This is a genomic window from Methanothermobacter defluvii (assembly GCF_003385755.1).
GTDB classification, from domain to species: domain Archaea; phylum Methanobacteriota; class Methanobacteria; order Methanobacteriales; family Methanothermobacteraceae; genus Methanothermobacter; species Methanothermobacter thermautotrophicus.
In genome coordinates this window covers 317,917-344,863 of sequence record NZ_QREL01000001.1, presented here as the reverse complement: position 1 = coordinate 344,863, position 26,947 = coordinate 317,917, and the positions used below count along the sequence as shown (strand labels likewise).

Annotated in this window: 24 protein-coding genes; 15 read left to right on the top strand and 9 right to left on the bottom strand. The window is 50.8% G+C overall.

Going from position 1 to position 26,947, the window contains the following annotated elements; all coding sequences use genetic code 11:
• Nucleotides 1-107: 107 nt before the first annotated feature.
• The 6 genes from ercA (at nt 108) to larE (ending at nt 6,154) form a co-directional block, all read left to right on the top strand.
• Nucleotides 108-1,250, top strand: coding sequence for an alcohol dehydrogenase-like regulatory protein ErcA (gene ercA, locus C7452_RS01910; RefSeq protein WP_245942861.1), 1,143 nt, complete (start codon nt 108-110; stop codon nt 1,248-1,250).
• Nucleotides 1,251-1,262: 12 nt separating this feature from the next.
• Nucleotides 1,263-2,360, top strand: coding sequence for a sensor histidine kinase (locus C7452_RS01905; protein WP_115892056.1), 1,098 nt, complete (start codon nt 1,263-1,265; stop codon nt 2,358-2,360).
• A gap of 163 nt (nt 2,361-2,523) precedes the next feature.
• Nucleotides 2,524-3,105 (top strand): site-2 protease family protein, encoded by a 582-nt coding sequence (locus tag C7452_RS01900; RefSeq protein WP_170130271.1) that lies wholly within the window; start codon nt 2,524-2,526, stop codon nt 3,103-3,105.
• A 1-nt stretch (nt 3,106) separates the two neighbouring features.
• Nucleotides 3,107-4,285: a YcaO-related McrA-glycine thioamidation protein gene (locus C7452_RS01895; RefSeq protein WP_115892054.1), complete on the top strand. Its 1,179-nt coding sequence runs from the start codon at nt 3,107-3,109 to the stop codon at nt 4,283-4,285.
• Nucleotides 4,286-4,373: 88 nt separating this feature from the next.
• On the top strand, nt 4,374-5,036 hold the full coding sequence (locus C7452_RS01890; RefSeq protein WP_115892053.1) for a TfuA-related McrA-glycine thioamidation protein: 663 nt from the start codon (nt 4,374-4,376) through the stop codon (nt 5,034-5,036).
• A gap of 44 nt (nt 5,037-5,080) precedes the next feature.
• Nucleotides 5,081-6,154: an ATP-dependent sacrificial sulfur transferase LarE gene (larE, locus tag C7452_RS01885; RefSeq protein ID WP_115892052.1), complete on the top strand. Its 1,074-nt coding sequence runs from the start codon at nt 5,081-5,083 to the stop codon at nt 6,152-6,154.
• A gap of 84 nt (nt 6,155-6,238) precedes the next feature.
• Here larE and C7452_RS01880 read toward each other — a convergent pair whose 3' ends face one another.
• The 8 genes from C7452_RS01880 to rimI form a co-directional block, all read right to left on the bottom strand.
• The gene (locus tag C7452_RS01880) at nt 6,239-6,661 is read right to left on the bottom strand and encodes a hypothetical protein (RefSeq protein ID WP_245942765.1); all 423 of its coding nucleotides are present in this window, start codon (nt 6,659-6,661) and stop codon (nt 6,239-6,241) included.
• Nucleotides 6,648-7,493 (bottom strand): CBS domain-containing protein, encoded by an 846-nt coding sequence (locus C7452_RS01875; RefSeq protein ID WP_115892050.1) that lies wholly within the window; start codon nt 7,491-7,493, stop codon nt 6,648-6,650. Before C7452_RS01875 ends, C7452_RS01880 begins: the two co-directional genes overlap by 14 nt.
• Before the next feature lie 35 nt (nt 7,494-7,528).
• Nucleotides 7,529-7,960 (bottom strand): universal stress protein, encoded by a 432-nt coding sequence (locus C7452_RS01870; RefSeq protein ID WP_115892049.1) that lies wholly within the window; start codon nt 7,958-7,960, stop codon nt 7,529-7,531.
• A 4-nt stretch (nt 7,961-7,964) separates the two neighbouring features.
• Complete coding sequence (locus C7452_RS01865; RefSeq protein WP_115892048.1) at nt 7,965-9,119, bottom strand: amidohydrolase family protein; 1,155 nt, start codon at nt 9,117-9,119, stop codon at nt 7,965-7,967.
• Nucleotides 9,120-9,236: 117 nt separating this feature from the next.
• Nucleotides 9,237-10,565, bottom strand: a complete 1,329-nt coding sequence (locus C7452_RS01860; RefSeq protein ID WP_226891110.1) for a PKD domain-containing protein — start codon at nt 10,563-10,565, stop codon at nt 9,237-9,239.
• A gap of 80 nt (nt 10,566-10,645) precedes the next feature.
• Nucleotides 10,646-13,825 (bottom strand): carbamoyl-phosphate synthase large subunit, encoded by a 3,180-nt coding sequence (gene carB / locus C7452_RS01855; protein WP_115892046.1) that lies wholly within the window; start codon nt 13,823-13,825, stop codon nt 10,646-10,648.
• An 18-nt stretch (nt 13,826-13,843) separates the two neighbouring features.
• Nucleotides 13,844-14,926: a glutamine-hydrolyzing carbamoyl-phosphate synthase small subunit gene (gene carA / locus C7452_RS01850; RefSeq protein ID WP_115892045.1), complete on the bottom strand. Its 1,083-nt coding sequence runs from the start codon at nt 14,924-14,926 to the stop codon at nt 13,844-13,846.
• 34 nt (nt 14,927-14,960) lie between these two features.
• A complete protein-coding gene (gene rimI, locus C7452_RS01845; protein ID WP_115892044.1) occupies nt 14,961-15,431 on the bottom strand; it encodes a ribosomal protein S18-alanine N-acetyltransferase in 471 nt (156 codons plus the stop codon).
• 19 nt (nt 15,432-15,450) lie between these two features.
• Between rimI and C7452_RS01840 the strand changes: the two genes are divergently transcribed.
• The 3 genes from C7452_RS01840 (at nt 15,451) to cobK (ending at nt 19,470) form a co-directional block, all read left to right on the top strand.
• Nucleotides 15,451-15,861, top strand: coding sequence for a UPF0146 family protein (locus C7452_RS01840; protein ID WP_115892043.1), 411 nt, complete (start codon nt 15,451-15,453; stop codon nt 15,859-15,861).
• 187 nt (nt 15,862-16,048) lie between these two features.
• Nucleotides 16,049-18,556, top strand: a complete 2,508-nt coding sequence (locus C7452_RS01835; protein ID WP_115892042.1) for a calcium-transporting P-type ATPase, PMR1-type — start codon at nt 16,049-16,051, stop codon at nt 18,554-18,556.
• Nucleotides 18,553-19,470, top strand: a complete 918-nt coding sequence (cobK, locus tag C7452_RS01830; RefSeq protein ID WP_245942763.1) for a precorrin-6A reductase — start codon at nt 18,553-18,555, stop codon at nt 19,468-19,470. The genes C7452_RS01835 and cobK overlap by 4 nt, the downstream gene beginning before the upstream one ends.
• A 55-nt stretch (nt 19,471-19,525) precedes the next feature.
• Here cobK and C7452_RS01825 read toward each other — a convergent pair whose 3' ends face one another.
• Entirely contained in the window at nt 19,526-20,752 is a 1,227-nt protein-coding gene (locus C7452_RS01825) for a molybdenum cofactor synthesis domain-containing protein (protein ID WP_115892041.1), read from the bottom strand.
• Nucleotides 20,753-20,894: 142 nt separating this feature from the next.
• Here C7452_RS01825 and eif1A point away from each other — a divergent pair, with 142 nt between their 5' ends.
• The 6 genes from eif1A (at nt 20,895) to C7452_RS01795 (ending at nt 26,947) form a co-directional block, all read left to right on the top strand.
• The gene (gene eif1A, locus C7452_RS01820) at nt 20,895-21,194 is read left to right on the top strand and encodes a translation initiation factor eIF-1A (protein ID WP_010876635.1); all 300 of its coding nucleotides are present in this window, start codon (nt 20,895-20,897) and stop codon (nt 21,192-21,194) included.
• Nucleotides 21,195-21,205: 11 nt separating this feature from the next.
• Entirely contained in the window at nt 21,206-22,018 is an 813-nt protein-coding gene (locus C7452_RS01815; RefSeq protein WP_115892040.1) for a serine protein kinase RIO, read from the top strand.
• A gap of 194 nt (nt 22,019-22,212) precedes the next feature.
• Nucleotides 22,213-22,779 (top strand): KH domain-containing protein, encoded by a 567-nt coding sequence (locus C7452_RS01810; RefSeq protein WP_115892039.1) that lies wholly within the window; start codon nt 22,213-22,215, stop codon nt 22,777-22,779.
• A gap of 191 nt (nt 22,780-22,970) precedes the next feature.
• Nucleotides 22,971-24,542: a DNA topoisomerase VI subunit B gene (top6B, locus tag C7452_RS01805; RefSeq protein WP_115892038.1), complete on the top strand. Its 1,572-nt coding sequence runs from the start codon at nt 22,971-22,973 to the stop codon at nt 24,540-24,542.
• Complete coding sequence (locus tag C7452_RS01800; RefSeq protein WP_115892037.1) at nt 24,539-25,600, top strand: DNA topoisomerase IV subunit A; 1,062 nt, start codon at nt 24,539-24,541, stop codon at nt 25,598-25,600. The genes top6B and C7452_RS01800 overlap by 4 nt, the downstream gene beginning before the upstream one ends.
• A 333-nt stretch (nt 25,601-25,933) precedes the next feature.
• Nucleotides 25,934-26,947, top strand: a complete 1,014-nt coding sequence (locus C7452_RS01795; RefSeq protein ID WP_115892036.1) for a phosphorylating glyceraldehyde-3-phosphate dehydrogenase — start codon at nt 25,934-25,936, stop codon at nt 26,945-26,947.

Here is a 26,947-nt window from a genome sequence, read left to right as displayed (position 1 = left end):
ACAAGCTTTATATTAAGAATATGTCCACTTATATCTATAGAAGATAGCATCACTGATGAAGGTATTGAGTCCCCATCAATGAAGTGCGTTAATTCTGATCTGTGGTGGTGAAGTTGGGGGAACTTAGGAAATTCGTTACAAGTGAATTCGTATTTGGGGAAGGGGCAAGGTTTTTTGCTGGGAGATACGCCCTGAACCTCGGAGCCGAGAGGGTCCTCCTTGTGACCGACAGGGGGTTAATAAAGGGGACTGGCCTTGTTGATGATGTCGGCTCATCCCTTGATGATGAGGGCCTCGAGTACGTCATTTTTGATGATGTCACGCCCAACCCCCGTGACCATGAGGTCATGGAGGGGGCTGCGGTCTTCGATGCCGAGGAATGCAACATGATAGTTGCCCTGGGTGGTGGAAGCCCCATTGACTGTGCAAAGGCCATAGGGGCGGCTGTATCAAACAGGATGCATGTGCTTGACTTTGAGGGTGTTGATATGATCCCCACCCCATCGGTTCCAATAATATGCATCCCAACCACTGCAGGGACAGGGGCGGATGTCTCCCAGTTTGCAATCATCCTCGACACCAGCAGGATGGTGAAGATTGCCATCATAAGCAAGGCAATGGTACCAGACGCATCACTCATAGACCCTGAGACCACCGTCACCATGGACAGGAAACTCACAGCTGCAACAGGTATGGATGCCCTTGCCCATGCCATCGAGGCCTATGTATCCAATGCGAGCTTCCATCTGACAGACCTCAACGCCCTGGACGCCATCAGGATCATAGGCAGGTGCCTCCCATCTGCCGTTGATGAACCAGAAAACATGGAGTACCGCGAGGCTATGATGCTTGCAAGCCTCGAGACTGGCCTTGCATTCTCAAATGCCAGCCTGGGACTTGTCCATGCAATGGCCCACAGCCTCGGAGGAAAACTTGACATGCCCCACGGCGAGGCCAATGCACTGCTCCTTGAGCATGTGATAGAATTCAACTACCCTGGAGCCACTGAAAGGTACCTTGAAATCGCGCGGGCGATGGGCCTAAGTGGTTCAGGGCCCGGTGAACTCACCGAGTACATTGGAGAGTTCAGATCCCACCTAGGGATCGATATGACCCTCAGGGACCTGGGGGTCAGGGAGGAGGACATACCCGGCCTTGCAGAGACCTCCATGAGGGATCCCTGCATTGTAACAAACCCTGTGAAGCCCTCCCGTGAAGATGTTGAGACCATATTCAGGAGGGCCCTCTGAGGTGTTGATGAGATGTCTGATAGGGACTGGGAAACACTCAGGGAGAAGATAATCGGATTCGGTGAAAAGTCCGTAAGGAAAAGCTACTACCCCCGACTTCAGGAGTCAATGGCCGAACTTGAGAGGTTCAGGAAACTCCTTGACTGCACAGATGACGCCATATTCCTTGTTAAAATCCCTGGCGGGGAACTCGTGGACGCCAACCGTTCAGCCTGTGAAAGGCTAGGATACTCCACCAGGAACATACCCGGACACGCGGTATATGACCTCCTGCCCCCAGAAATCCACGATACATTTAGGAGGATACTGGATGGTGAGGATGATAAGGTTACCCTGGAGGGCCATCTGCTTAAGAGGGATGGCGAGGAGGTGCCCGTCGAGATAAAGGTAAACATACTTGACTTTAAGGGTGACAGATACGCTGTCCTGGTTGCTAGGGATATAACCGAGAGGCTGAGGATGGAGTCAGAGCTTATGAAATCCCTGAGGGAGAAGGAGGTCCTGCTGAGTGAGATACACCACAGGGTCAAGAACAACCTCCAGATAATATCAAGTCTTCTCAGCCTCCAGAGCCATTGCACCGATGACCCCTCATGCAGGGCCATCCTTTCAGAGAGCCAGGACAGGATAAGGTCAATGGCACTCATACATGAACAGCTCTACCGCTCAGGGGACTTCAGTTCCATAGACTTCTCATCCTATGCTTCAAGACTCCTTAAGAACCTTAGAAGGTCATACGCCCCTGAAAGGGACATCGAGTTATCACTGGAAACTGAAAGTGTGAAGCTCGGCCTTGAAACATCAATACCCCTGGGGCTCATACTCAGCGAACTGGTGACCAATGCCCTCAAACATGCATTTAAGGGAAGGGATAATGGTAGTATAACTGTCAAATTTAAAAGGGATGATGATTACTGCGTCCTTGAGGTCATAGATGATGGTGTGGGATTCAAGGAGGATGAACTAAGGAACAGCCCCTCACTGGGCTTTAAACTTGTTGAAATACTCACCGAACAGCTGGACGGATCATTGAAATACTCTGGAGAGAATGGAGGGCTCTTCAGGATAAGGTTCAGGGAGCCCCTCTACAGGGACAGAATGGGTGATTAAGTTTTTAATAATTCAAGGAATTCTTATAGGAGTCTCAGGGCTTTATGACATCTTAAAAAGACCATAAGGTTTTTGTATCCTTGCGGCTGGTGAAGGTTTATTTCAGGGCACAGTCAAAAGCCCATGGAAAGCATTATAAATGGTGCTCGATGTTAATATGAATATGGTTAGATTCAGCAGGGGAGAGGTCAGGGACATTCTCGTGTCCATGGTTGTAATTGCAGGCGTATTCGCCTACGTCTTCTCAGGAAAGAACATTGCGGCTGCACTGGTTCTCCTTCCAGCAACCCTTATAACGGTTGGCCTTGGATTTGTCCTCCACGAGATAGCCCATAAACTGATGGCCATAAGGTACGGTTACTGGGCAGAATACAGGTTATGGCCTGAGGGCCTTCTACTTGCACTGGTAACAGCCTACTTCGGATTTGTATTTGCAGCACCCGGGGCGGTCTACATCCATGGCAGCTACATTGAGAGGGATGTGAACGGTAAGATATCCCTTGCAGGACCCCTAACAAATATACTCCTCGCGATCATGTTCCTCATGGTATCCACGCTACTCCCATCACCCCTAAACCAGGTGGCATTCCTTGGATACGCTGTTAACAGCTTCCTGGCCCTTTTCAACCTCATACCCCTCGCAGTGCTAGATGGGGCCAAGGTTTTCAGGTGGAACCCCCTGATATGGCTTCTGGCAGCTGCGGCTGCATTTGGGCTGACCTTCAACAGCATGCTGAGTGGTTAACATGTTCCATGATATTCCCGTCAGGTACATTGGATGCACCCACAGGGCCATGAGGCCCTCCGAGACCCTGAAGGCCTTCGGAGACAGACTCTCCATGATAGGTGTCACCAGGATCACCGAGATAACACACCTTGACCGCATAGGCATACCTGTATTCTCCGCCATAAGGCCAACTGCCGAGGAGGGGGCTGTGAGCATATACGCAGGTAAGGGGGCCACCAGGACACAGGCAAGGGCCTCCGCCATGATGGAGGCCTTCGAAAGGTACTCAGCAGAAAGAAAGCCCCTGGATGAAACATTCAGGGCACACCGTGAGGACTGTGAAGGTCTTGATCCTGAGTCACTGATACTCCCCCCATCGGCTGACCTAGAATCTGAACTGGAGTGGATCAATGCCAGGACCCTGACCTCTGATGAGGAGGTCCCTGTACCCGCAAATGCTGTTTTTCACCCCTACAATCCCCCTGAAGGCTGTATGAGCCTTTTCAGGTCAAACACCAATGGACTTGCATCCGGGAATGTCATGGAGGAGGCCATATTCCATGGCTTGATGGAAGTGATTGAAAGGGATGCATGGAGCCTCTTTGAGGCGAGGAGGGGTCCTAAAGTGGAGGTTGACTGCTCAGGGGCAGATAATGATATAATAGCCGGACTCCTTGAGAAGTTCCGTGCCGCCGGGGTGGAGGTGACCCTGGTTGACCTGACAGCAGACACAGGGGTTGCGACGGTGGCAGCGGTTGCAGATGACACCGTCCTGAGGGACCCTGCACTCCTCACCATGGGCGTGGGCACCCACCTTGACCCTGAAATCGCAGTTATAAGGGCCCTTACAGAGGTCGCCCAGAGCAGGGCCACCCAGATACATGGAACCCGTGAGGACACCGTCAGGGCAGAGTTCATGAGACGTGCCGGATATGAGCGTATGAAGAGACTCAACAGGCACTGGTTCGGTGAAGCAGATGACACCATCGCCCTGGATGACATGGAGGACCTCTCAACAAGGTCATTCATGGGGGACCTTGAGATAACCCTAAAGAAACTGCGTGAAGCCGGGCTGAAGGATGTCCTCTACGTTGACCTGACACGTGATGTGGGGGTCCCGGTGGTGAGGGTCATAGTTCCCGGGCTTGAGGTCTTCTCTGTTGACCCTGAACGTGTGGGTGGTCGCATCCTGTCCTAGACTGGGGGGCTTTAAGGGAAGGCTACCACTCTGATATAACCTGATTGCATCTAAAGGATTAATTATCAGCGACGAGATACCAACACACATGCATGGTAAGAAAATAATCATCTTCACGGGACCATCCCTCTCACACCTGGAGGCCTCAGCTATCCTTGAAGCAGACTACAGGCCACCCGTGAGGAGGGGTGACATCCAGGAGGCCATGAAGGAGAACCCTGACATAATAGGGATAATAGACGGTGTTTTTCACCAGAGCCCTGCTGTTGGTCACAGGGAAATCATTGATGCCCTCCGGAAGGGTGTGAAGGTTGTTGGAGGGGCCAGCATGGGGGCCCTGAGGGCCTCAGAGCTCAGTGAACTCGGAATGGTGGGTGTTGGCCGCATCTTCACATCATACCTTGAGGGTGAAATTGAATCAGATGATGATGTTGCAGTGGCCTTCAACCCTGAAAACCTGGAGCCCCTCTCTGACTCCCTCGTAAGCATAGAATTCAACCTTAAAAGAGCCCTCAGGAGGGGTGTGATAGGTGACCCTGACTTCAGGGAACTTATGGATACCGCCAGGAAGATATTCTACCCCCTCAGAAACTACAGGAGGATCCTCCATGAAGCCAGGATCCCAGATGATGTTAAGGAATCCCTGCTTTTATTCCTTGAATCAGAGGGCAGGGACCTTAAAAGGGAGGATGCCCTTGAGGTCATCCATCACATAAGGAAACTTGCATATGGATCAGAAAGCAAGGACTGAATACATGAAAAGAGAACATATATCCAAGTCATGGATCTGGTATCATGGATCTTGAATCAAAGGTTGAAAGGGTTAAGATGGCCCTCATGGGTGAGAAGGTAGCTGCTGGATTCTCAGGTGGTGCTGACAGCACAGCTCTCCTTGACATGGCTGCGGATGTTGCTGATACTGTTGTCGCATTCACCGTGGATACGGGTGCGATGCCCAGGGGCTTCATTGAGGGGGCTTCATCTATAGCCAGGGATATTGGCGTTGAACATGTGGTGCTTAAGATGAACCTCCTTGATAACCCTGAATTTACGAAAAACGCTGCTAACCGGTGCTTTGTATGTAAGAAAATTATGTACAGTTCCATAATCAGTGAAGCCCGTAAGCGCGGCCTTGATGTGGTTGTAGACGGCACAACTGCAAGTGACATGTTCGAGGACCGTCCCGGGGTCCTTGTGAATCGCATGTTTGGAATAAAAACACCGCTACTCGACGCCGGGATGAAGAGGAGTGACGTGATTGAATACCTCAGATCCAGGGGGCTTGAATATCTGGATGAGACCACCTGCCTCGCAACTAGGATCCGGACCGGCGAGGAAATCACTCCCGAGATTATAAACAGGGTTTCCTATGCTGAAAGCCTCATCAGGGGCTTATATGGTGATGGGAGGATCCGTGTCCGCCACGAAGGAGGATCCGCCATAATAGAGGTTGATGAGCCAGAGAGGCTCCTGGAGGCAGCCATAATCAGGCACCTTGATGATGAGCTGAGGGCCGTTGGATTCAGCAGGGTCCTTCTTGACCTTACAGGACCTAGAAAGACCCCTGATGATGCCATGATCTACAGGCCCTGCCGTGATGCCGAATCGAGGATAATGTTTGAGGTTAAACTGCCCTACAGCATTGATATTGCAGGGACCTGCAGGGAACTCCTGGATAAGGAGCCCAGGTGTTCAGAGAAGATGGGGGTCATAATGCTGGAGGTTGGTGATGGGAACCTCACCATCTTCAGGAACGGGAAGATAGTTGCAAGGAGGGTCACAGACAGGGAGGAAGCAGAGGATCTCCTCCTTGAGGTGCTCCCCCACATAGTAAGGGGCATGTCAGTTAATGAAACTGTAAGTGAGTAAGTTCACGTGCCAGTCTTAAACTCTGAACTAAAGAACCTCACACCAAAAGGAATAATCTAAATCCAAAAAAAATAAACCCCTGAACTAAAGAACCCTCCTCACATTCTCATCAACCCTTCTCCTGAAGGATGTCATCCTCCTGAGGAGGCCCCTTGAGTCCGGGCCCCTCAAAATCAGGTCCTCCCCAATACTGAACTGGACACCGTCAGCGCTTATCTCATTAAAGACCAACTCAACCTCATTAGACTCGTCAGGGATGTCATTGGTCCTCACATTGTAGTCAAGAAGTAGTTCATCATGTTCAAGGACATCTGAAACAGCAGACTTAAGTGTCATCTCCAGTACATCCAGGAAGGTTTCAATGACCGGGAGGCCGTTCCACCAGCAGTACCCGAGGAGCATCTTGAGCTGTATATCCCTTATTGAGACCTCAGCATGGTTCTTAACAGCAACCGTGAGAAGCCCCCTTGAGGTTCTCAGTGTTATCCTCTGGTCAGTCATTTCCATCAATGAGAGCATTTATAAGGTCATTGGCCCTTGCAAGCCCAACGAGGTCTCCTTCATAGTCGATGATGGGTATCTGCTCAATCTTCCTCCTCTTCATCTTCTCTGCGCAGGAAGTTACAGTTGTTGATGTGGTTGCAGTCACAATATCAGTTGTGGCAACATCCCTGACCTCCTTGTCAGGGAATTTCAGCTGATTCTTTATAACATATAGGACGTTCTTGCTGTCCCATGACCACCTGTCACCCTCTGTACCCACCGAGGTGTTGTGGACCGTGCTCTCTGAGACCACCTCACTCTCATTTATGAAGTCTGTCTCTGTGAGGACACCTGAAAGTTTTCCGCTGTTATTGAGGGCAAGGAGCACCTTTAACCTGAAGTACCTCATTATCTCGAAGGCCACATTGAGTGGCGTCCTGTCCCATGTTGTGGGGATGTTGCGTGTCATGTAATTCTCAACAGGTTCATCGATGTCCATCTCAGCGATGGCCCCTGCAACAAGGTCATAGCTTGTCACTATACCAACAAGCCTGTCCCCCTCCACAACAGGGACCCTGCGGATGTTGTTCTCCAGCATCCTCTCTGCGGCCACCCTGACGTCATCATCAGGGGATACTGTGACCGGGTTTCTTGTCATTATGAGGGCTATCTGCTCCTCGTCAGGGTTTTCAACAAGATCAGATCTCGTTATTATACCTACAAGTTCTTCTGTCCCCTTCTTAACTACAGGAAGCCCTGAAACATTTTTCTTTCTCATGAGTTCAAGGGCTGTTGCCCTGTTCCCCGGAACAGTAACATAGTGTATGTTCTCTGACATTATCTCCTTTACAAGCATGACAAACACCAGAAGTAATCAATAAAAAAAATTTTTCAGTGAACCACCAGGACCGGGCAGCCTGCGGATCTTACAACTTTCTCGGCCACACTTCCCAGGAGGAACCTGTCAAGGCCGTGTTTGCCTGATGTGCCCATCACCACAAGGTCCACACCCTCCTTCTCCACTGTCCTGAGTATGGCCTCTGCAGGTGAACCCTCATCGGTCCTCAGTGTCAATTTTATATCCGCCCCTGACTCCTCAACGAGCTTTTTAACGGCCTCCAGGGACCTTGAGGCCTCCTCCTCAAGCATCTCCCTCAGTCTTATTATGAGGTCGTCTGCTGGTAGACCCACCAGTGAAGATGTCTCCATAACAGTTAAAGCGATTATTTCAGCTCCACTTTCCCTGGCAATCCATATTGCATGTTCAGCCGCCTTGTTGGCATGTTTTGAGCCGTCGGTCGGGAGCAGGATTTTACTGTACATAGCCTCACCTCTTAACTGGTTTACCTTTTATTATTAAGTATATTATATTTTTCGATTCGGTCCGGTTTATGATTGAAAGGCAGGGATCCTCTGACATCTTCTCAACAAGGATAAGGTCCGCGGGGAAGCCCTCCTCAATTACCCCTGTGCCTGTGAAATCTGATGTGTTGGATGTGGCCATCCTCAGCACCTCCCGCGGGGGGAAGTAGCTGCGTGTGCATCCCCTTGTGACCTTGAGTGTGTATTCCATCTCACGCAGCATGTCAGGGGAGTTGAACATTAGGTTGTCTGTGCCAAGGAGGAGGTTGATGCCCATCTCATGCAGCCTCCTGATGGGGGGTATCCCCGATGAGAGCGCCCCGTTGGACCTTGGGCAGAGTACAACAGACGCCCCGCTCTCCTTCACAAGTTCAAGGTCTCCCCTGACAGGGTTTGTGAGGTGTACAAGGAGTTTGAATCCTGCGTTGATGGCCCTTTCAACCTCACTCATACCTGTATCCTCAATGGATCTTCTCTGTGACTCAATGTGCTCTGCAACGTGTATGGATGCTATCTTTCCTGCCCTTTCACATTCCTCAACGATTATTGATGCCGCTTCATCGGTTATCTCACCCATACCACTGGGGGCGAATCCATCTGAAACCCTGAGGACCCGCCTGACCTGACGGCGGATTTCAGCAGGGGACGCCCCCTCATCAAAGACCACGGGATCCCTTCCAAGTACAATCCCTGAGATGGGGAGGTCAGCGAGGGCCTCCCTGAGGAGTTCAACCCCCCCGGTACCACCTTCCCGGTAGTCAATGAATGACCCTGTCCCGTGTGTTATCATGTCCCTGGCCGTTCTTCTCATTGACTCCACGAGCACCCCTGGAGATGAAGATTCCAGTATCCTGTGCTTAAGGCCATGGGGGGGTCTAACTATATCCTCGAGTGGCATTCCATCACCCACATCAAGGGCGACTGAGTCACCAATGTGGACGTGTGAATTTACGAGTGCCGGGCAGACGATGAGATCTGAGGCATCTATTCTGTCGCCTGAGGTGACAGTTTCATCTGTTATCTCCTTTATTATGCCATCCTCAATCACCAGGTTCATCCGCTGGGGTGCAAGTTCCGGGCCCCTCAGGATGGTTCCATTTTCAACCACAAGCATGTTCATTATATAAGTTCAGGATCTTCTTTAATGCTTTCTGGACCAACATGGTTCTCGAGAAACAGGGCAAGAAAAAAGCAGGAAACCTCAGCTTAAGCAAAAAAAGAAAAGAGAGTAAAAAGATTAAAACTTCCTCAGATTGTTTGTTTCAGACTTCTCAGCGACCCTGTTGTAGTAGTCCACCTTAACCGTGCCCCTGTAGTACTTGTAGTATATCTTAAGTGTGGTGCTTGCACCCGGGTTGAGGGTCCCGGTGTAAACCTGTCTGTAGTTCTTTGTTGAGTAGCTGCCATACCAGACCCTTGTGTAGAAGTTCCTGGCAGCGACTGTGCCCTGATTCCTGATGTATATGTACAGTGTGCTACCTGACTTTCTGATCCCTGTGACCACAAGGTCCGGTTTCGGGTTTCCAACGGTTAATGTCTTCTTTTTAACTGATATGAGGCCATGGGGGTCTGTAGCTGTTAATGAGACCGTGTAGTAGCCCTCGGATGAGTAGGTGTGTGTCACATCAGGACCAGTGGCGGTTGAACCATCACCAAAGTTCCATTTAAGTGTCAGTTCGTCCCCATCAGGGTCATATGAGGTTGAAGTGAATGCAAATGTTCTGATTGATGTTGAGCCACAGTAGGCGTAGGTGAAGTCAGCCACAGGTTTGCTTCCTGTGAAGCTGGGCCTGTTCTTTGTTATGTACCATTCCTCTGCAGCTGCATCATCGTAGGGTGTTGTCTCGTTTACCCTTGGGAATGTTCCGTTCCAGTCCCCGACGAAGGCTGCGTATCCATGATCGTTGCGCCATATCAGTGTTCCATTGCATTCCGTGCTCTGATTTATAACCTCGTAGTTCTGCTGGTTGGCCTCATAGAAGTTCCTGGCGCCATTGAGGAAGTCATAAATTATCTCGGCGCCATCCCATGCAGTTGCATAGTAGTTGGCCCCTGCCCCTGTGAACATCCTTGCAAAATTGTACACCGTTTCCACAGGGTTTTTAACCTCATACTCCTCAACCCACCCGGTTGAGAAGCATGCGTGGAGTAGAATTGCGGGTATGCCCTCCTTGAAGGGGGCATAGAATGTGGTGCCGTTCACCATCATCATGTCACCGGCACCCCATATGTGCCCATCCCTTGCAACAAGGCTGAATGGGGGAGTGGCGTTGCCTCCACGGCCATCATAGTGACCCGCCATGTAGCCGCCGTGTCCAGCGTAGATCACTGCATCTGCCCCGTACATGCCTTTGAGTATGTTCTTGACAGTTGCATTGCTCCTGTAGAGTTCAAGGACCTGGTAGCCCCTATTTTTGAGGGTCGTTGCAACCTTCTTTGCCTCATCATACATGTCAGGGCTGTCGGAGAGGCTATCTGCTATTATGAGTATGTGGGCCTCTGCCACTGGAAGTGTGATGACTGATGCAATGATGAGTGCTGCGAGCATGAATCCTGGTATCTTCATCATTCTCACCAGTCAAACCCTATGGATTCACCTAAACTTAAATATATTAGTGGGTCTTGGTGCCATGGTTCACATAGCAGTCAGTTTCCATGGTATTCGTCAAGGGCCTTCACTGTTATTTTCCCCATGCGGACTGCTTCAATGGCATTCAGGGCGGCCCTGGCCCCGGCGAGTGTCGTGACGTAGGGTATTCCCAGTTCAACCGCCATCCTCCTTATGAGGTAGCCGTCATCGGCTGACTGCTTCCCTGATGGCGTATTTATTATGAGACCAACTTCACCGTTGAGGATGGCGTCCCTGATGTTTGGTGACCCCTGGCTCACCTTCCTCACAACCTCTATATCTGCTATGTCACTGACTGCCCTGGCCGTTCCCCTGGTTGCCATGATCCTGAAGCCAAGTTCATCGGCCTTTTTAACGATATCTGCTATCTTATCCTTGTCCTGGTCTCTGACACTTATGAAGACCTTCCCCTCGTTGAGGAGGTCCATGCTGGCTGAGAGCTGGGACTTGTAGTAGGCTATCCCAAAGTTCTCATCTATTCCCATGGCCTCACCCGTTGATTTCATCTCAGGGCCCAGGACAGAATCTGCTCCGGGGAGCTTTATGAATGGGAATACAGACTCCTTCACAGCCACATGTTCCACATCCTTCTCCTCTGTGAGGCCAAGGTCCCTTAGCTTCGCACCCATCATGAGCCTTGCAGCAATCTTGGCGAGGGGGACCCCTGTGGCCTTGCTGACGAAGGGCACTGTACGGCTTGCCCTCGGGTTTGCCTCGAGTATGTAGACCGAAGGATCTGAGTCTGGCTTGACAGCGTACTGTATGTTTATGAGACCCACCACCTCGAGTTCGAGGGCCAGTTTCCTCGTGTAATCCTTTATGGTATCAATTATGTCCACAGGGATGCTCTGTGGTGGTATAACGCAGGCTGAGTCTCCTGAATGAACTCCTGCCTCCTCTATATGCTCCATTATACCCCCTATGTAGACGTCGGTGCCGTCGCAGAGTGCATCCACGTCCACTTCTATGGCATCCTCCAGGAACTTATCCACCAGTATGGGGTGTTCGGGGGATACCCGGACTGCCTCCCTCATGTACTCCTCAAGTTCCTCATCATCATAGACTATCTCCATTGCCCTTCCACCCAGGACATAGGAGGGCCTTACGAGTACAGGGTAGCCTATGCGTTCGGCCACGGCCCTTGCATCCTCAAAGGACTTGGCGATTCCATAGGGTGCCTGGGGTATTCCAAGTTTGTTTAAGACCTCTGTGAACCTTTCACGGTCCTCGACCCGATCTATGCTCTCATGGGGTGTTCCAAGTATCCTCACACCAGCCTCAGCCAGGGGGACCGCCAGGTTTATGGATGTCTGACCGCCGAACTGGACAACAACACCCTCAGGTTTCTCCTTCTCTATGATGGCCAGGACGTCCTCGAGGGTTAGGGGCTCAAAGTAGAGCTTATCTGAGATGTCATAGTCTGTACTCACCGTTTCCGGGTTGTTGTTCACCATTATGGTCTCATATCCATCCTCACTGAGGGCCATGGCAGCGTGCACACAGCAGTAATCGAACTCTATTCCCTGGCCTATCCTTATGGGCCCTGAACCTATGATGAGGACCTTCCTGCGGTCTGATACCTCCACCTCATCTTCAAGGTCATAGCAGCCATAGTAGTAGGGTGTCCTGGCCTCAAACTCCGCTGCACATGTATCAACCATCTTGTAGACCGGTTTTATGTTATGTTCAAGCCTCAGGGCCCTGATACCTGATTCATCCATGCCTGTGATGGATGCCAGTCTGGAATCTGAAAAGCCCATCCTCTTGGCCCTGAGGAGTATACGGGGGTCCTCCAGGGCTTCCCTGGTGAGGGATGATTCAAATTCAACTATGTTCCTTATCTTCTGCAGGAAGAAGGGGTCTATCCTGGTTAGCCCATGTATCTCCTCTATGCTCATACCATCCCTGAGGGCAGTGTAGACCTGGAAGAGCCTCTGGTCCGTTGGATTTTCAAGGTCCGCCCGGGTGTATGGTGTCTCAGTGAATCCGTCTGCACCGATGTCCAGGGACCTTATGGCCTTGTTGAGGGACTCCTCAAGGGTTCTCCCTATGGCCATGACCTCCCCCGTGGACTTCATCTGAACCCCTATCTCTCTGCTTATCCCCTTGAACTTGTCAAAGGGCCAGCGGGGGATCTTTGTGACCACGTAATCGATTGTGGGTTCGAAGGACGCCGGCGTTTCCTTGGTGATGTCGTTCTGTATCTCATCGAGGGTCATTCCAACAGCGATCTTGGCTGCGATCTTGGCTATTGGGTAACCCGTGGCCTTTGATGCCAGTGCACTGCTCCTGCTTACCCTTGGGTTCACCTCTATGACCTTGTACTCCCCTGTCTCCGGGTGGACAGCGAACTGTATGTTGCAGCCACCCTCTATCTTGAGGGCCCTTATGATCTTTATGGCCGCATCCCTTAGCCTCTGGTTGTCCTCGTCGCTGAGGGTCTGGGCAGGTGCAACCACCACGCTTTCACCTGTGTGTATACCCATGGGGTCGATGTTCTCCATGTTACAGACGATTATGCAGGTGTCATTACGGTCCCTCATAACCTCGTACTCGAATTCCTTCCAGCCCAGGACTGACTGGTCAATGAGTACCTGGTTGATGAAGCTCATCTCGAGGCCCCTGGTTGCTATCTCAATGAGTTCGTCACGGCTGTGGGCCACCCCTCCCCCTGTACCTCCCAGGGTGAAGGCGGGCCTTACGATCACAGGGTAGCCTATCTCCTCAACCGCCTCAAGGGCCTCCTCTACTGAATTGACGGCCCTGGCTGCGGGTACTGGTTCATTGAGCTTCTTCATGAAGCTATCGAAGAGGTCGCGGTCCTCAACCCTTCTTATGGTTTCAATGGATGAACCTATAACACGGACTCCCTCCAGGGCCCCCATCTCTGCAAGGCCCGTTGCAACGTTGAGGCCTGTCTGACCGCCCATCGTTGGGAGTACTGCGTCAGGTTTCTCCTTCTGGATTATCTTGGCAACGATTTCAGGTGTGAGGGGTTCGACGTAGACCCTGTCGGCCATCTCCATGTCGGTCTGTATGGTTGCAGGGTTCGAGTTCACAAGTACGGTCTCTATCCCCTCCTCCCTGAGTGATTTACATGCCTGAGAACCAGAGTAATCGAATTCAGCTGCCTGCCCTATCTGTATAGGGCCAGAACCTATGATAAGTACCTTATTGATGCTTTCATCCCGCGGCATTTTATCCCCATTCCTCTCTTAATATTCCCTTAAAACATCCAAAAAGCGATCAAACATGTTCACTGTGTCGTGTGGCCCTGGACCCGCCTCAGGGTGATACTGGACACTGAATACAGGGAGTTCCCTGTGCTCTATACCCTCAGGTGTTCCGTCGTTTAGGTTCAGCTGTGTTATCTCTATGTCAGTGCCCCTCACTGAATCAGGGTCAACCGTGAAGCCATGGTTCTGGGAGGTTATTGAAACCGTCCCGCTCTTCAGGTCCTTCACAGGCTGGTTTATGCCCCTGTGACCGAACTTCATCTTGTATATGCGGGCCCCGAAGGCCAGTGAGATTATCTGCTGTCCGAGGCATATACCGAATATGGGTAGGCGTTCTGACAGCGTTTTAACCGTGTCTATGGCATCCCTCACCCTTGTGGGGTCCCCTGGTCCGCTTGATATGAGGAGACCGTCGGGCTCGTAATCCATTATCTCGGCTGGTGATGTATTGTAGGGTACCACCACAACCCCCAGATCCCTCTCAAGGAGGGCGTCTATGCTGTTCCTCTTGATTCCGCAGTCAACTATCACAACCCTCCTTGAGGCATCCTCATTCATGATGACCGGTTCCCTTACGCACACCATGTCCACAAGGTCTATTTCGGTTATATCTGGCTGTTTCACCGCCATTTCAAGCAGTTCATCGTCATCAATCTCCTCGGTTGCCAGGGCCCCCTTCATTGCACCCCTCTCCCTTATCTTTATTGTCAGGGCGCGTGTATCCACTCCAGCTATTCCAGGGATTTCATATTCCTCCAGGAACTCGGGGAGGGTCTTCTCTGAGAGGCTGTGTGAGGGTGCAGGGCACATTTCCCTGACGATGAGGCCCTCGGCCTTTATCCCATCTGACTGGTACCACTCCTTGGAGACGCCATAGTTACCCTGCAGTGGATAGGTTGGCATCAGTATCTGCCCCTTGTATGATGGATCTGTGAGTGACTCAACATATCCAGTCATCCCGGTTGCAAAGACGACTTCTCCGGTTTTCACTGTCTCAGATCCGAATGCTTCTCCTCTGATTATGGTACCATCTTCCAAGGCGAGTTTCGCTTCTTTAAACATTTCACCACCATGATCCTGATTTCCTTTGATTAGATTAGAATGGCCGATATTCCTTGCCATGGAGCGAATCAGTCTGGAGATCCATCCTCATGACCACAGCATCCTCTCCATCCTCATAATAGTTCTCTATTATCTTTTCCTCACTGAAGCCAAGGGCCCGGTAGAATTTTATGGCCCCCGTATTTCTTGCCCTTACCTCCAGTTTAATATTTTTAATGTGAAATTTTTCAAATATACTTATGGCTGCCATGACCAGTGCCGCCCCAACACCCCTCCTGCGGTAATCTTTATCAACTGCAAGTGAGATAATATGACCCTCATCCTCAAAACGGATCCAGAATATTATGAATCCAACGACCCTCCCATCCACCTGGGCCACGAGGAAGCCTGCTCCAAGGTTGTAGATATCCCTGAGGAGGTGGGCAGGGTATGGGTCCGTGAAGGAGTCCCTTTCAATCTTAAGAACCGTCTTAAGGTCCTGTGGTCTGAACTCTCTTATTATCATCTCTATCTCCGTGGTATCAATGTGGAAGGATCTTGCAGTTTACATAATCAGGTGCTCAGGGCCGGGAACCCGGGTTGTTGAGGTCGGTGCAGGCAGGTTCCTCTATGTTTCAGATTACATCAGGAAACATTCAAAGGTTGATTTGGTTCTTACAGATATTAAACCTTCCCATGGGGGAATTGTATGTGATGATATCACGTCCCCAAGGATGGATCTATACAGGGGGGCCTCAGTAATATACTCCATAAGACCACCTGGAGAGATCCACAGCCCCCTCATGAGGGTCGCCAATGCCGTGGGTGCCCGGCTAATAATCAAACCCCTCACAGGGGAGGATATTGTAACTGAAAGGAAGATGAAGCTTGTGAACTATGGCAGGACCTACTTCTATGAATACCTGCCTCAAGCCACAGCCGATAGATCCCCATGAATGGGAGGATAGGTACCCTGAAATACCTGAGTTAGTGCTGAGCACCTATATTTGTATTTATTTACTGAGATGGATATGATAATGTTACTGAAGCAGCATTGAACAGATATAAGAACAACGTTCAAAAATGACTGGACTTAAACAGAAAATGAACTTATCAATGAAGGGTTAATTAAAGATTAAAGACGTGTTCAAAATGAGATGGGCTGATATGAGTGTTGATGAAGTTTTAAAGGAACTTAAAACGTCCAGAAATGGTTTAAGCCGAGAAGAGGCATTGAGGAGGCTTGAAGAGTACGGTAGGAACGAGCTTGTTGAGGAGAAAAAGGCAGGTCCACTGAAGCTCTTCCTCAGCCAGTTCATGGACATACTCATAATACTCCTCATACTGGCTGCAGCTGCATCCTACTTTGTGGGTGACGTCCTTGACTCCGCAGTTATCCTCTTTGTTGTGGTTGTGAACGCCACCGTTGGTTTCATTCAGGAGTACCGTGCAGAGCGTGCCATGGAAAAACTCAAGGGTCTGGTATCGACAGAGGCTGTGGTCGTAAGGGATGGTGAGACCATGAGGATCCCTGCCTCTGAGCTCACACCAGGCGACATAGTGATCATAGAGGAGGGAGACAATGTACCTGCCGACCTCAGGCTGATAGAAACCTATGATCTCCGGATAGACGAATCAGCCCTAACCGGCGAATCAATACCCGTCCGTAAGACCCATGAAAACCCTGAAGATAAGAGGGATGTTATTGCATTCATGGACTCCCACGTTGTCTCAGGAAGAGGTAAGGGCGCTGTGATAGCCACAGGCATGGAGACATCAATGGGTAAAATAGCCAGGATGATACAGGCGGATGAGGGCAAAACACCCCTCCAGGAGAAGATAATCTCCCTCGGGAAGAGCCTAGGCCTCATAGCTGTGTTAGTATGTGCCCTTGTGTTTGCAATACAGTTCCTCCGCGGGCTGCCACTTGTGGACACCTTCATGACAGCGGTCTCCCTTGCAGTCGCATCTGTACCTGAGGGGCTGCCGGCAATACTCACACTGACCCTTGCCCTTGGAATGCAGAGGATGGCCAAAAGCAACGCCATAGTGAGGAGGCTCCTTGCAGTTGAGACCCTCGGGTCATGCTCGGTGATCTGCACAGACAAGACAGGTACACTCACCCACAACCGGATGACCGTGAGGGAATCAGAGCTCACATCCCCTGAAATGGCCCTCAAGGTATGCGCCCTCTGTAACAACGCCACGGTATCAGATGGGGCGGTGATCGGGGACCCCACGGATGCCGCCATACTTAGCTTCGCGGCTGAGAAGGGTTACCTGCGGGATGAACTCGAAAGGAAGTACCCCCGGCTGGCAGAGATACCCCTTGACAGTACAAGGAAAAGGATGAGCACCATAAACCAGCTGGAGGATGGGCGCTACCTCCTGGTGAAGGGCGCCCCCGAGATAATACTAAGAATGTGCCGTTACATCGACAGCGGGGAAGGTGTTGAGGAACTTACCGATGAAGAAGTGGAAAGGTGGCTCTCCCGCCTCAATGATATGACCTCAAGGGCCCTGAGGGTGCTTGCACTGGCATACAGGAAACTCCCTGATGGGGATGATGAGGAGAAGGACCTTGTTTTCGTCGGCCTTGTTGGTATGATGGATCCGCCCAGAAAGGAGGCCGCAGAGGCCATAGAAACATGTAAGAGAGCTGGTATAAAGGTTGTTATGATTACAGGGGACCACAGGGATACCGCTGTCGCCATAGCACGTGAACTGGGACTCATGGATAACGGTATGGCCCTCACAGGGAGGGAGCTTGATGAGATCAGTGACGAGGAGTTCAATGAAATCGTTGAGGATGTCAGGGTCTATGCACGTGTTTTCCCTGAGCAGAAGGTCAGAATAGTTGAGGCCCTCCAGGGGAGGGGCCACGTTGTTGCAATGACCGGTGATGGGGTTAACGACGCCCCGGCCCTCAAGAAGGCCGCCATAGGTGTGGCTATGGGTAGCGGTACAGATGTTGCCAGGGAATCATCCGACATGGTCCTTCAGGATGATAACTTCGCAACCATCGTCAGGGCTATTAAGGAGGGCAGGACGATATTTGATAACATAAGACGTTTTGTTAAGTTTCAGCTCTCAACAAACGTTGGAGCCATCCTGACAATTGTATCAGCCTCCCTCATCAACCTCCCGGTCCCCTTCAACCCCATACAGATACTATGGATCAACATAATAATGGATGGCCCCCCTGCACAGTCCCTGGGTGTTGAGCCCCCAGAGTCAGATATAATGCTCCGAGAACCTGAACGTGAGGATATACTCCCAAGGAGAAACCTCCTGAGGATAATCCTCGCAGGTGCTGTGATGGCTGCCGGTACACTGGGGCTCTACATGTACATGCTATCATCAGGGGCGGGGGTTGAGAGGGCCATGACAGTGGCCTTCACGGTATTCGTCATATTCCAGATATTCAACGTGTTCAACTGCAAGTCACGGACTGGCCTGTCAAACAGGGCCCTCATACTTGCCGTTGTGGCATCACTGCTGCTGCAGATCCTTGTGATCTACATCGCACCCCTTGAGGGGATATTCAGGACCGTGCCGCTATCAGCGGGTGACTGGGTACTCATAGTCCTTGTGGCATCACTGATACTCATCCTTGAGGCCATACTGAGATTCGTCGATGGAAGGAAATGAATTCAGAGACAGAGGAATCAATGAGAAAAACACCAAAGACACCACCCACGGAGAAAAAAATCATGCAAAATCCCGGAACACGCAAAAACACCAAAGACACCACCCCAGGAAAAAAAACCCTGTCTGTCCTCGTTATGGCGGGAACCCGGGACGCCAGGAGGATAATATCCTGGCTCTCAGGGATCCCAGGGGTTGAGGTGACAGCGACCACGACAACAGATCATGGAGCTGAACTTGCAGAGAAGGCAGGGGCCTCAAGGACAGTTACAGGGCCCCTTGACAGTGATGGGCTCCGTGAACTCATGGCAGACCTTGATGCCTGCATCCTGATTGACGCCACCCACCCCTTCGCAGCCCAGGCAACAGCAAATGCCCTCAGGGCCTGCAGGGAAACCGGAACATTTTATGTGAGGTTTGAAAGGCCGGAAGTTATCCCCGATGGAGTTATAAGGGTCGGTTCATTCAGGGAGGCCGGTGAAGTCGCCTCATCCCTCATAGGGGATGGGGAGGTTGTGATGCACCTTGCTGGTGTATCCACCCTGGGGGATGTCCTCAGATCCCTTGAACCTGAGAGGGTTGCTGTCCGCGTACTCCCCTCCACCTCATCCATCGAGAAATGCCTCCAGCTGGGGGTCCCGGCCAGCCATATCATCGCCATGCAGGGCAGGTTCTCAGCTGAAATGAACCTTGCCATCCTCCGGGAATACTGTGCAGGTGCTGTTATAACCAAGGAGAGCGGTGAAACAGGTGGGCTCCCTGAGAAGGTTGAGGCGGCATCAGAACTCGGCATACCGGTTATACTCGTGGAGAGACCGGAGGTTAACCTTGAGGGTGAGGCTGTCTTCGGTAACATCAACGACCTCATGGACCATGTGCTGAAGATCCTCAGGGATATGGGACAGCCAGGTGACTGAAGTGATAGCCCGGGACCTCGCACCGACCCTCTAACTGCTGATTTTCTACCCCATACTACTGATTTTCGAAGAGAACAACTTCAACTTCCTCTCCCTCATTGATGATCTCAACGTTCTTGGGGACCTCAATGTAACCATCGGCCCCTGCCAGGGCTGCTACGGCACCTGAATCCTTGAATATTGGGCGTGCATAATCCCCGTCCACCATCACAAGTGCATAGTGCACCCTGCCCCTTGATGAGTGGAGCCGCTCTGCAAGTTTAAGGGTTTTAACCTGCCCTGAGGATGCCTTTCTACCTGACAGTTTCCTTATGAAGGGTTCTATGAGTGACATGAACACTATGAGGGCTGATACAGGGAACCCCGGGAGTCCGACAACAATTTTATCATCAACCACCCCGACTATGGTGGGTTTGCCGGGCTTTATTGAGATACCATGAATAACCACCCTGCCCAGTTCATCCAGGACCTCCGAGAGTATGTCACCTGCCCCTGCAGATGTCCCCCCGGATGTTATTACCATATCAGCCTCCTCAAGACCCCTGAGGATGGCACCCCTGAGCTCTCCATAGTCATCCCGCACTATACCTCCATGTTTAACAGAGCAGCCAGCCTCCTTCAGGGCGGATGAAAGGCCCGCGGAATTTGAATCAAATATTTTACCTGGCTCTAGCTGTCCTGATGGCTCAATGAGTTCATTACCCGTGGATATAACACATACAGATGGCTTTGAAATCACATTGACGCGGGTTATCCCTGCAGCTGAGAGGGCTGCTATTTTATCGGGTGAAAGTACTGTTCCAGCCCTGAGGAGGACGTTTCCCGCCCTGATATCGGATCCCCTTGCAGCTATGTGCTGGGACGGGTAGGCAGGTTTCTGGATGTAAACCTGGTCCCCCTCCTCCCAGGTGTACTCCACCATGACCACTGCGTCTGCACCCTCAGGCACAGGGGCCCCGGTGCTTATCCTGGTACACAAACCCTCAGCGACCTCAAGGGACGGTACAGACCCCGCCTCAACGGTCTCGATGCACCTCAAGGTGGCAGGGTTCTCCTCATCTGCCCCGAAGGTGTCCGCGGCCCTCACAGCGTAGCCATCCCTGGAGGCCCTGTCAAACGGTGGAAGGTCCACCGGACTTTCGATGTCATCAGCAAGCACCCTTCCATCAGCATCCAGTATATCAACAGTTTCAGTGCCCTGCCTGTAGAGTTCACTGAACAGTTTCCCTGTTATTCTCCTGGCATCATCCAGATCGATTATCTCAAGAAATTCAACACCCATCAAATCACCGCGAATCTAGTCTCCTGAGCAATTTATTTATATCTGCACGGGTAATAAATTATAATGTCTATTTCTTTGATTGCTGGATATTAAATTCCATTAAAATCAAAGTTAACCAACGAAAAAATCAGGAGGAGAGTATTTGAGTAGAGGACATCAGACACAGGAAGTCAGGCGTGTTAGGACCCCCAGGAGGGGTGAGATACCGGGAGTTGTTGAACAGATAATGGGCCACGGAAAACTGAAGGTGAGGTGTGCCGATGGCCATATAAGGCTCGGCCGTATCCCCGGGAAGATGAAAAAGAGGATATGGATACGTGAAGGGGACGTGGTCCTTGTTAAGCCCTGGGAGTTCCAGAGCGAAGAGAAGGCTGATATCGTCTGGAGATACACACGTACAGAGTCAAACTGGCTCGAAAGGAAGGGTTACCTTAAACTGTAAAGTTGATTTTAATGGACCCCGAAGAAACCGGGAAGGCCCCCGAGATCAGGGCCCTTAAATCCAGGGCAGTGAACAGGGTTGATTCCGACCTCGGCCGGATGGAGGCTGTTAAAAGATTGAAGGGTGTTGAAGACCGGCGGGTCGGTAGCGAGGTCTTTGATGAGCTGACCCTGAAAACCCTCTACAAGCTGGCGAATTCAGGTTACCTTGCTGTTCTCAATGGTGCTGTGAGTACCGGGAAGGAGGCCAATGTCTTCAAGGGCATCACAGACACCGACGACTTCGTGGCAGTCAAGATCTACCGGGTGGCCACATCCGACTTCAAGAAGATGCAGTACTACATCCAGGGGGACCCCCGATTCAAGGTCAGGACAACAAACAGGCGCCAGCTGGTCCAGGCCTGGGTTAACAAGGAATTCCGGAACCTTAAGAGGGCCCTTGAGGCAGAGGTCCGTGTACCGGAACCCGTCACTGCAAGGGACAATGTGCTCCTAATGGAATTCATAGGGGAAGATGGGGTTCCAGCGCCCACCATGAGGGACGCCCCACCCGAGGACCCCGAGGAAGCCCTTGAAACAATACTTGAATACATGTACCGCCTCTATAATGTGGCCAGACTTGTGCATGGGGATCTATCATTCTTCAACATACTCAACCATTGCGGTGAACCCGTAATAATAGATGTATCCCAGGCAATGGTACTCGAACATCCCCTTGCCGGCGAACTCCTTGAAAGGGACATAGAGAACATGATACGTGACTTCAGAAGGATAGGGGTTTCTGTAAGTGCAGATTATATGAGGGAGAGGATAACCGGAAAGTAAGCCCGGGAAAAGAATAACCGAAAGGTAACATATATACCGTAGAAAAAACCAGTATGATGTTAGAGGTATCTACAGGGAATAAACAGCGGATCCATAGACCAGGAAGCCCCTGATAATCGCCAGAGCCATGAAAAACCAAAACATGGTCAAAAAACAGCATAATCTAAACTATTTATTTCATTGAGGTGAATGAAATGCCCGCCGAGGAATACATTAAAATACCCCGTGAGAGGGTTGGAGTTTTAATAGGCAAAAATGGTGAGGTTAAGGCAAAGATAGAGCGCCTGACCCAGACTGAACTGGAGATTGACAGTGAAACCGGTGCAGTTACTCTCATACCACAGGATGAACTTGATGACCCGCTCTCACCATGGAAGGCCAGACACATTGTAAGGGCCATAGGGAGGGGTTTCAACCCGGAGGTTGCCCTGAGGCTCCTTGATGACGATGTAGCCCTGGACGTCATCAAGATAACCGACTATGTCGGTAAATCCAAGAAGGCCATTGCAAGGCAGAAGGGTCGTGTAATCGGCCGTGAAGGGATAACAAGACGCATAATCCACGACATGACAGGAGTGGACATATCGGTCTACGGCAAGACAGTCTCGCTCATAGGAGAATTTGAGAAACTTGCTGTTGCCAGGGAAGCCGTTGAAATGATACTTAATGGCGCAAGGCACAAATCTGTGTACGCATTTCTTGAAAAGAAGAAGCAGGAACTGAAAATGAAGGAGTTTCAGGAAGGCGCTAAATTAATGTAAACTCCACCATAATCCTAATTTTTATGGGTTTTAACTTCAATTATTCTAATGATACCCTCCAAACTGCATCTTCTGTAATAGTTACATATAGGAGTATAAGTTTATATGCCATGAATTACACATATATAGATATGAACATGGCAGTCCCCATGTATTAATCCCATGAAAAAATCTTTAAAGGAGGCGAATTTTTGGCTAGGCAAGCTTTGGATCTCTTTGATGAAGGATTCCAGGAACTCACCCCCTCAGAATTCTTCAGAAAAAACAAGCAGATGCTTGGTTTTACCGGGAAAATAAGGTCACTCACAATAGTCTTCCACGAACTCATAACCAACAGCTTTGACGCTGCCGAAGAGGCAGGTATACTCCCTGAGATCAAAATAGATCTCAAGAGAATCGGGAAGGACCATTACATCCTGAGACACCAGGACAACGGCCCGGGTATACCTGAAAAGTACATCCCAAAGGTCTTCTGTACCATGTTCGCAGGGTCAAAGTTCAGGAACATCCAGTCCAGGGGACAGCAGGGACTCGGATGCAGTGGCTGTGTGCTTCTATCACAGATGACCACAGGTAAACCCGTGAAGGTCATCTCGGGTACAATGGAAAACGGAGAACTCAAGGGAGTCAAAATGACCCTCAAGATGGACGTTAAAAAGAACCAGGGCCTCATACTCGAAAAGGAGGAGGTCGAAGTCGATGGTACCGGTGTCTGCATAGAACTCCACTTCAAGGACGTCTCCTACTCACTCTCAGAACAGGGAGCCTACGAGTACATAAGGAGGACAATGATAGCCAACCCCCATGCAAGGATAATATTCAATGACCCGACAGGGAACCGTTACGTCTTCAACAGGGCATCCGACGTCATACCCCCAATGCCAAAGGAGGTCCTCCCCCACCCATGGGGTGTCACCGCCGATGACCTTATATTCATGGCAAAGCACACCGATAAAAGGCGGTTCGGGAGCATGCTAAAAAGCAACCTCTCAAGGATGTCCTCCAAGAAGATCAAGGAACTGGAGGAACTTACAGGGATAGACCTCAACAAAAGACCGAAGGACATGAAGTGGGAGGAGGCCGAGCAGATAGTTGAGGCCTTCAAGAAGATGAAGTTCATGTCCCCACCGACCTCCGGCCTCATACCCATCGGAGAGGAGCAGATTGAGAAGGGTATGAAGGAGATACTCCAGCCAGAGTTCACAGCAACGGTAACAAGGAAGCCAAAGACCTACCGCGGGGGTATAGCCTTCATCGTTGAGGCAGGTATCGCCTACGGTGGAAACTCCGGCAGACTTGTCGGTGACCAGAGAAAGGCTGAGATAATGAGGTTCGCCAACAGGGTGCCCCTCACCTTCGACGCCGGAAGCTGCGCAATAACAGAGGGCGTTAAGAGCCTCGACTGGAAGCGTTACGGCATAAGGGACCTTGAAAATGCACCCATAAGCATATTCGTCAATGTGGTGTCAACCAACGTCCCCTACCTGTCAACAGGTAAGCAGAGTGTGTCACCTGAACCCGAGATACTCGGGGAGATCAGGCAGGCCACCATGATAGTTGCAAGGAAGCTCTACAAGTACCTCAGGAAGAAGAAGGCCGCCAAGGAGGAGGCCCAGAGGGCGAAGATCTTTGAGAGCTACGTTCCCGTGATTATAAAACAGGCCGCTCTTCTGGCTGAGCGGGAAGAACCCGACTACAGAGAACTGCTCGACACAGTTACAAGAAGGGCAAAACTTGAAATTCTGGGGGGAATCACTGAATGAATAGAAGGGAAATAGCCATTAACAAACTCAAAAGTCTTGGAGACGTTATACTCGATGATGTGACCCAGGGGAGAATCCCCAGGATAAAGGTTCCATCAAGGGGCACATCCAACATAATCTATGATGAAGATAAGAGGCACTACGTCCTCGGAGACCGATACGGTACACGTTCAATGGGTAACGTTAAGCAGATCAAGAAGATAGGGCAGATGCTCTACACAGCCAACTTCTGCAAGGACCTCGTGGCGAGGGAGAAAACAGCCACCCTCAGGGAACTCTACTACATCTCAGAGGGTTGGGAGGTGGACTTTGCAGACCAGCAGGAGTCCAACATCGTTGGTGAGGACCTTGAGGTCACCCTGGGCATGACCAGGGAGGAACTCGGCCTGATGCCCGAGGAGGATGGGGCCTCTGTCTACGGAGCCCTGACCGTCCGTGAGGGTGATATAGAAATAGACGCCCTCAGATCAGGTAAATCAGGCTACAACATATCCCCAACCATCGATGAGGTTGAATTTGTGGACCATGACGTTGAACGTGTCATTGCAGTTGAGACAATGGGTATGTTCCACCGTCTCGTTCAGGAGAAGGCCCACAAGAAGTTCGATGCCCTCATAGTAGGGCTTAAGGGCCAGGCTGCAAGGGCGACAAGAAGGTTCATCAAGAGGGTGAACGAGGAACTCAACCTCCCGGTTTACATCTGCAACGACGGAGACCCCTGGGGATTCCACATCGCCATGGTCATCATCTCAGGCAGTGCAAAGCTCGCCCATGTGAATCATCAGCTTGCAACCCCCGATGCAAAGTTCCTGGGTGTGACTGCAAGTGACATAATAAATTATGACCTTCCAACGGATCCCCTCAAGGATGTCGATGTTGGGAGGCTCAAGGAGCTCCTACACGACCCAAGGTACAGGGGTGATTTCTGGAAGACAGAGATCAAGAAGATGCTCACTATCGGTAAGAAGGCAGAACAGCAGTCATTCTCAAAGTATGGTCTCGAGTATGTTGTAGACACCTACCTGCCAGAGAAACTCGAGGCCGTGGAGAACCAGTAGCTGAAGCATCTTAAATTTTTATTAATCTTTTTTAACAAAAACTGATTGCTTCTAACCACTGAACAATAACTGCTGTTTCTCTGTGGATGAACCTGCAGTCCCCAGCATTTCTTTTTAAACCCTATGAGGCCCTTAGAGGCATCCTTTCACATCAGAAGCCCATGGGAAGCATTAAAGAGTATCACAGGGACCTTTAATTCCGGATCCGCCATTCACCGCATTTTTAGATAACTATATAAAATAATCCAGTAAAAATAGTATCAGGTTAGGAATTTAAACTCAAAGAGGTTCCCCTGGGAACAGCGGTTTTCAGGGGATAGGAGGTTTTTTTAAATGATATCTGTAGCCATTAACGGGTATGGGACAATAGGAAAGAGAGTTGCTGATGCTGTAGCTGCCCAGGAAGACATGAAGGTCGCTGGTGTCAGCAAGACAAAACCTGATTTTGAGGCGAGGGTTGCAATCGAGAAGGGATACGACCTCTACGTCAGCATCCCTGAACGTGAGAAGCTCTTCGACGAGGCCGGCATACCTGTGAGCGGTACCGTGGAGGACATGCTGGAGGAAGCCGACATAGTGGTTGATGCAACACCTGAGGGTATAGGTGCAAAGAACCTTGAAATGTACAGGGAGAAGGGCATAAAGGCCATATTCCAGGGCGGTGAAAAACACGACGCCATAGGACTATCCTTCAACTCATTTGCAAACTACCATGAATCCCTCGGAGCCGACTATACCCGTGTGGTTTCATGCAACACAACAGGACTCTGCAGAACCCTCAAACCCATCGATGACCTCTGCGGCATAAAGAAGGTGAGGGCTGTTATGGTGAGGAGGGGTGCAGACCCGGTGCAGGTCAAAAAGGGACCGATAAACGCCATAGTACCGAACCCTCCAACCGTGCCATCACACCACGGCCCCGACCTCAAGACCGTCATGAAGGGCGTTAACATCCACACGGTGGCCCTCCTGGTGCCAACAACACTGATGCACCAGCACAACATAATGGTTGAACTTGAGGATCCTGTTGAGGCCGATGAGATAAAGGCCCGGCTCGATGAGACCACCCGGGTCATGCTTGTCAGGGCCTCTGAGGGTCTCGCATCAACGGCTGAGATAATGGAGTACGCCAAGGAACTTGGAAGGTCAAGGAACGACCTCTTCGAGATACCTGTATGGGAGGAGTCAATAAACGTTGTTGACGGGGAACTCTTCTATATGCAGGCCGTCCACCAGGAGTCAGATGCTGTGCCTGAGAGTGTGGATGCCATAAGGGCACTCCTGGAGCTCGAGGAGGACAACATGAAGTCCATCATGAAGACCAACAGGGCCATGGGCATCCTCTAA

What these genes read in the sequence shown, in the direction of transcription:
- C7452_RS01905 (WP_115892056.1), top strand. Translation starts at nt 1,263, where the DNA reads ATGTCTGATAGGGACTGGGAAACACTCAGGGAGAAGATAATCGGATTC.
- C7452_RS01900 (WP_170130271.1), top strand. Translation starts at nt 2,524, where the DNA reads ATGGTTAGATTCAGCAGGGGAGAGGTCAGGGACATTCTCGTGTCCATG.
- C7452_RS01895 (WP_115892054.1), top strand. Translation starts at nt 3,107, where the DNA reads ATGTTCCATGATATTCCCGTCAGGTACATTGGATGCACCCACAGGGCC.
- C7452_RS01890 (WP_115892053.1), top strand. Translation starts at nt 4,374, where the DNA reads ATGCATGGTAAGAAAATAATCATCTTCACGGGACCATCCCTCTCACAC.
- larE (WP_115892052.1), top strand. Translation starts at nt 5,081, where the DNA reads ATGGATCTTGAATCAAAGGTTGAAAGGGTTAAGATGGCCCTCATGGGT.
- C7452_RS01880 (WP_245942765.1), bottom strand. Translation starts at nt 6,661, where the DNA reads ATGGAAATGACTGACCAGAGGATAACACTGAGAACCTCAAGGGGGCTT.
- C7452_RS01875 (WP_115892050.1), bottom strand. Translation starts at nt 7,493, where the DNA reads ATGCTTGTAAAGGAGATAATGTCAGAGAACATACACTATGTTACTGTT.
- C7452_RS01870 (WP_115892049.1), bottom strand. Translation starts at nt 7,960, where the DNA reads ATGTACAGTAAAATCCTGCTCCCGACCGACGGCTCAAAACATGCCAAC.
- C7452_RS01865 (WP_115892048.1), bottom strand. Translation starts at nt 9,119, where the DNA reads ATGAACATGCTTGTGGTTGAAAATGGAACCATCCTGAGGGGCCCGGAA.
- C7452_RS01860 (WP_226891110.1), bottom strand. Translation starts at nt 10,565, where the DNA reads ATGAAGATACCAGGATTCATGCTCGCAGCACTCATCATTGCATCAGTC.
- carB (WP_115892046.1), bottom strand. Translation starts at nt 13,825, where the DNA reads ATGCCGCGGGATGAAAGCATCAATAAGGTACTTATCATAGGTTCTGGC.
- carA (WP_115892045.1), bottom strand. Translation starts at nt 14,926, where the DNA reads ATGTTTAAAGAAGCGAAACTCGCCTTGGAAGATGGTACCATAATCAGA.
- rimI (WP_115892044.1), bottom strand. Translation starts at nt 15,431, where the DNA reads ATGATAATAAGAGAGTTCAGACCACAGGACCTTAAGACGGTTCTTAAG.
- C7452_RS01840 (WP_115892043.1), top strand. Translation starts at nt 15,451, where the DNA reads ATGTGGAAGGATCTTGCAGTTTACATAATCAGGTGCTCAGGGCCGGGA.
- cobK (WP_245942763.1), top strand. Translation starts at nt 18,553, where the DNA reads ATGAATTCAGAGACAGAGGAATCAATGAGAAAAACACCAAAGACACCA.
- C7452_RS01825 (WP_115892041.1), bottom strand. Translation starts at nt 20,752, where the DNA reads ATGGGTGTTGAATTTCTTGAGATAATCGATCTGGATGATGCCAGGAGA.
- C7452_RS01815 (WP_115892040.1), top strand. Translation starts at nt 21,206, where the DNA reads ATGGACCCCGAAGAAACCGGGAAGGCCCCCGAGATCAGGGCCCTTAAA.
- C7452_RS01810 (WP_115892039.1), top strand. Translation starts at nt 22,213, where the DNA reads ATGCCCGCCGAGGAATACATTAAAATACCCCGTGAGAGGGTTGGAGTT.
- C7452_RS01800 (WP_115892037.1), top strand. Translation starts at nt 24,539, where the DNA reads ATGAATAGAAGGGAAATAGCCATTAACAAACTCAAAAGTCTTGGAGAC.
- C7452_RS01795 (WP_115892036.1), top strand. Translation starts at nt 25,934, where the DNA reads ATGATATCTGTAGCCATTAACGGGTATGGGACAATAGGAAAGAGAGTT.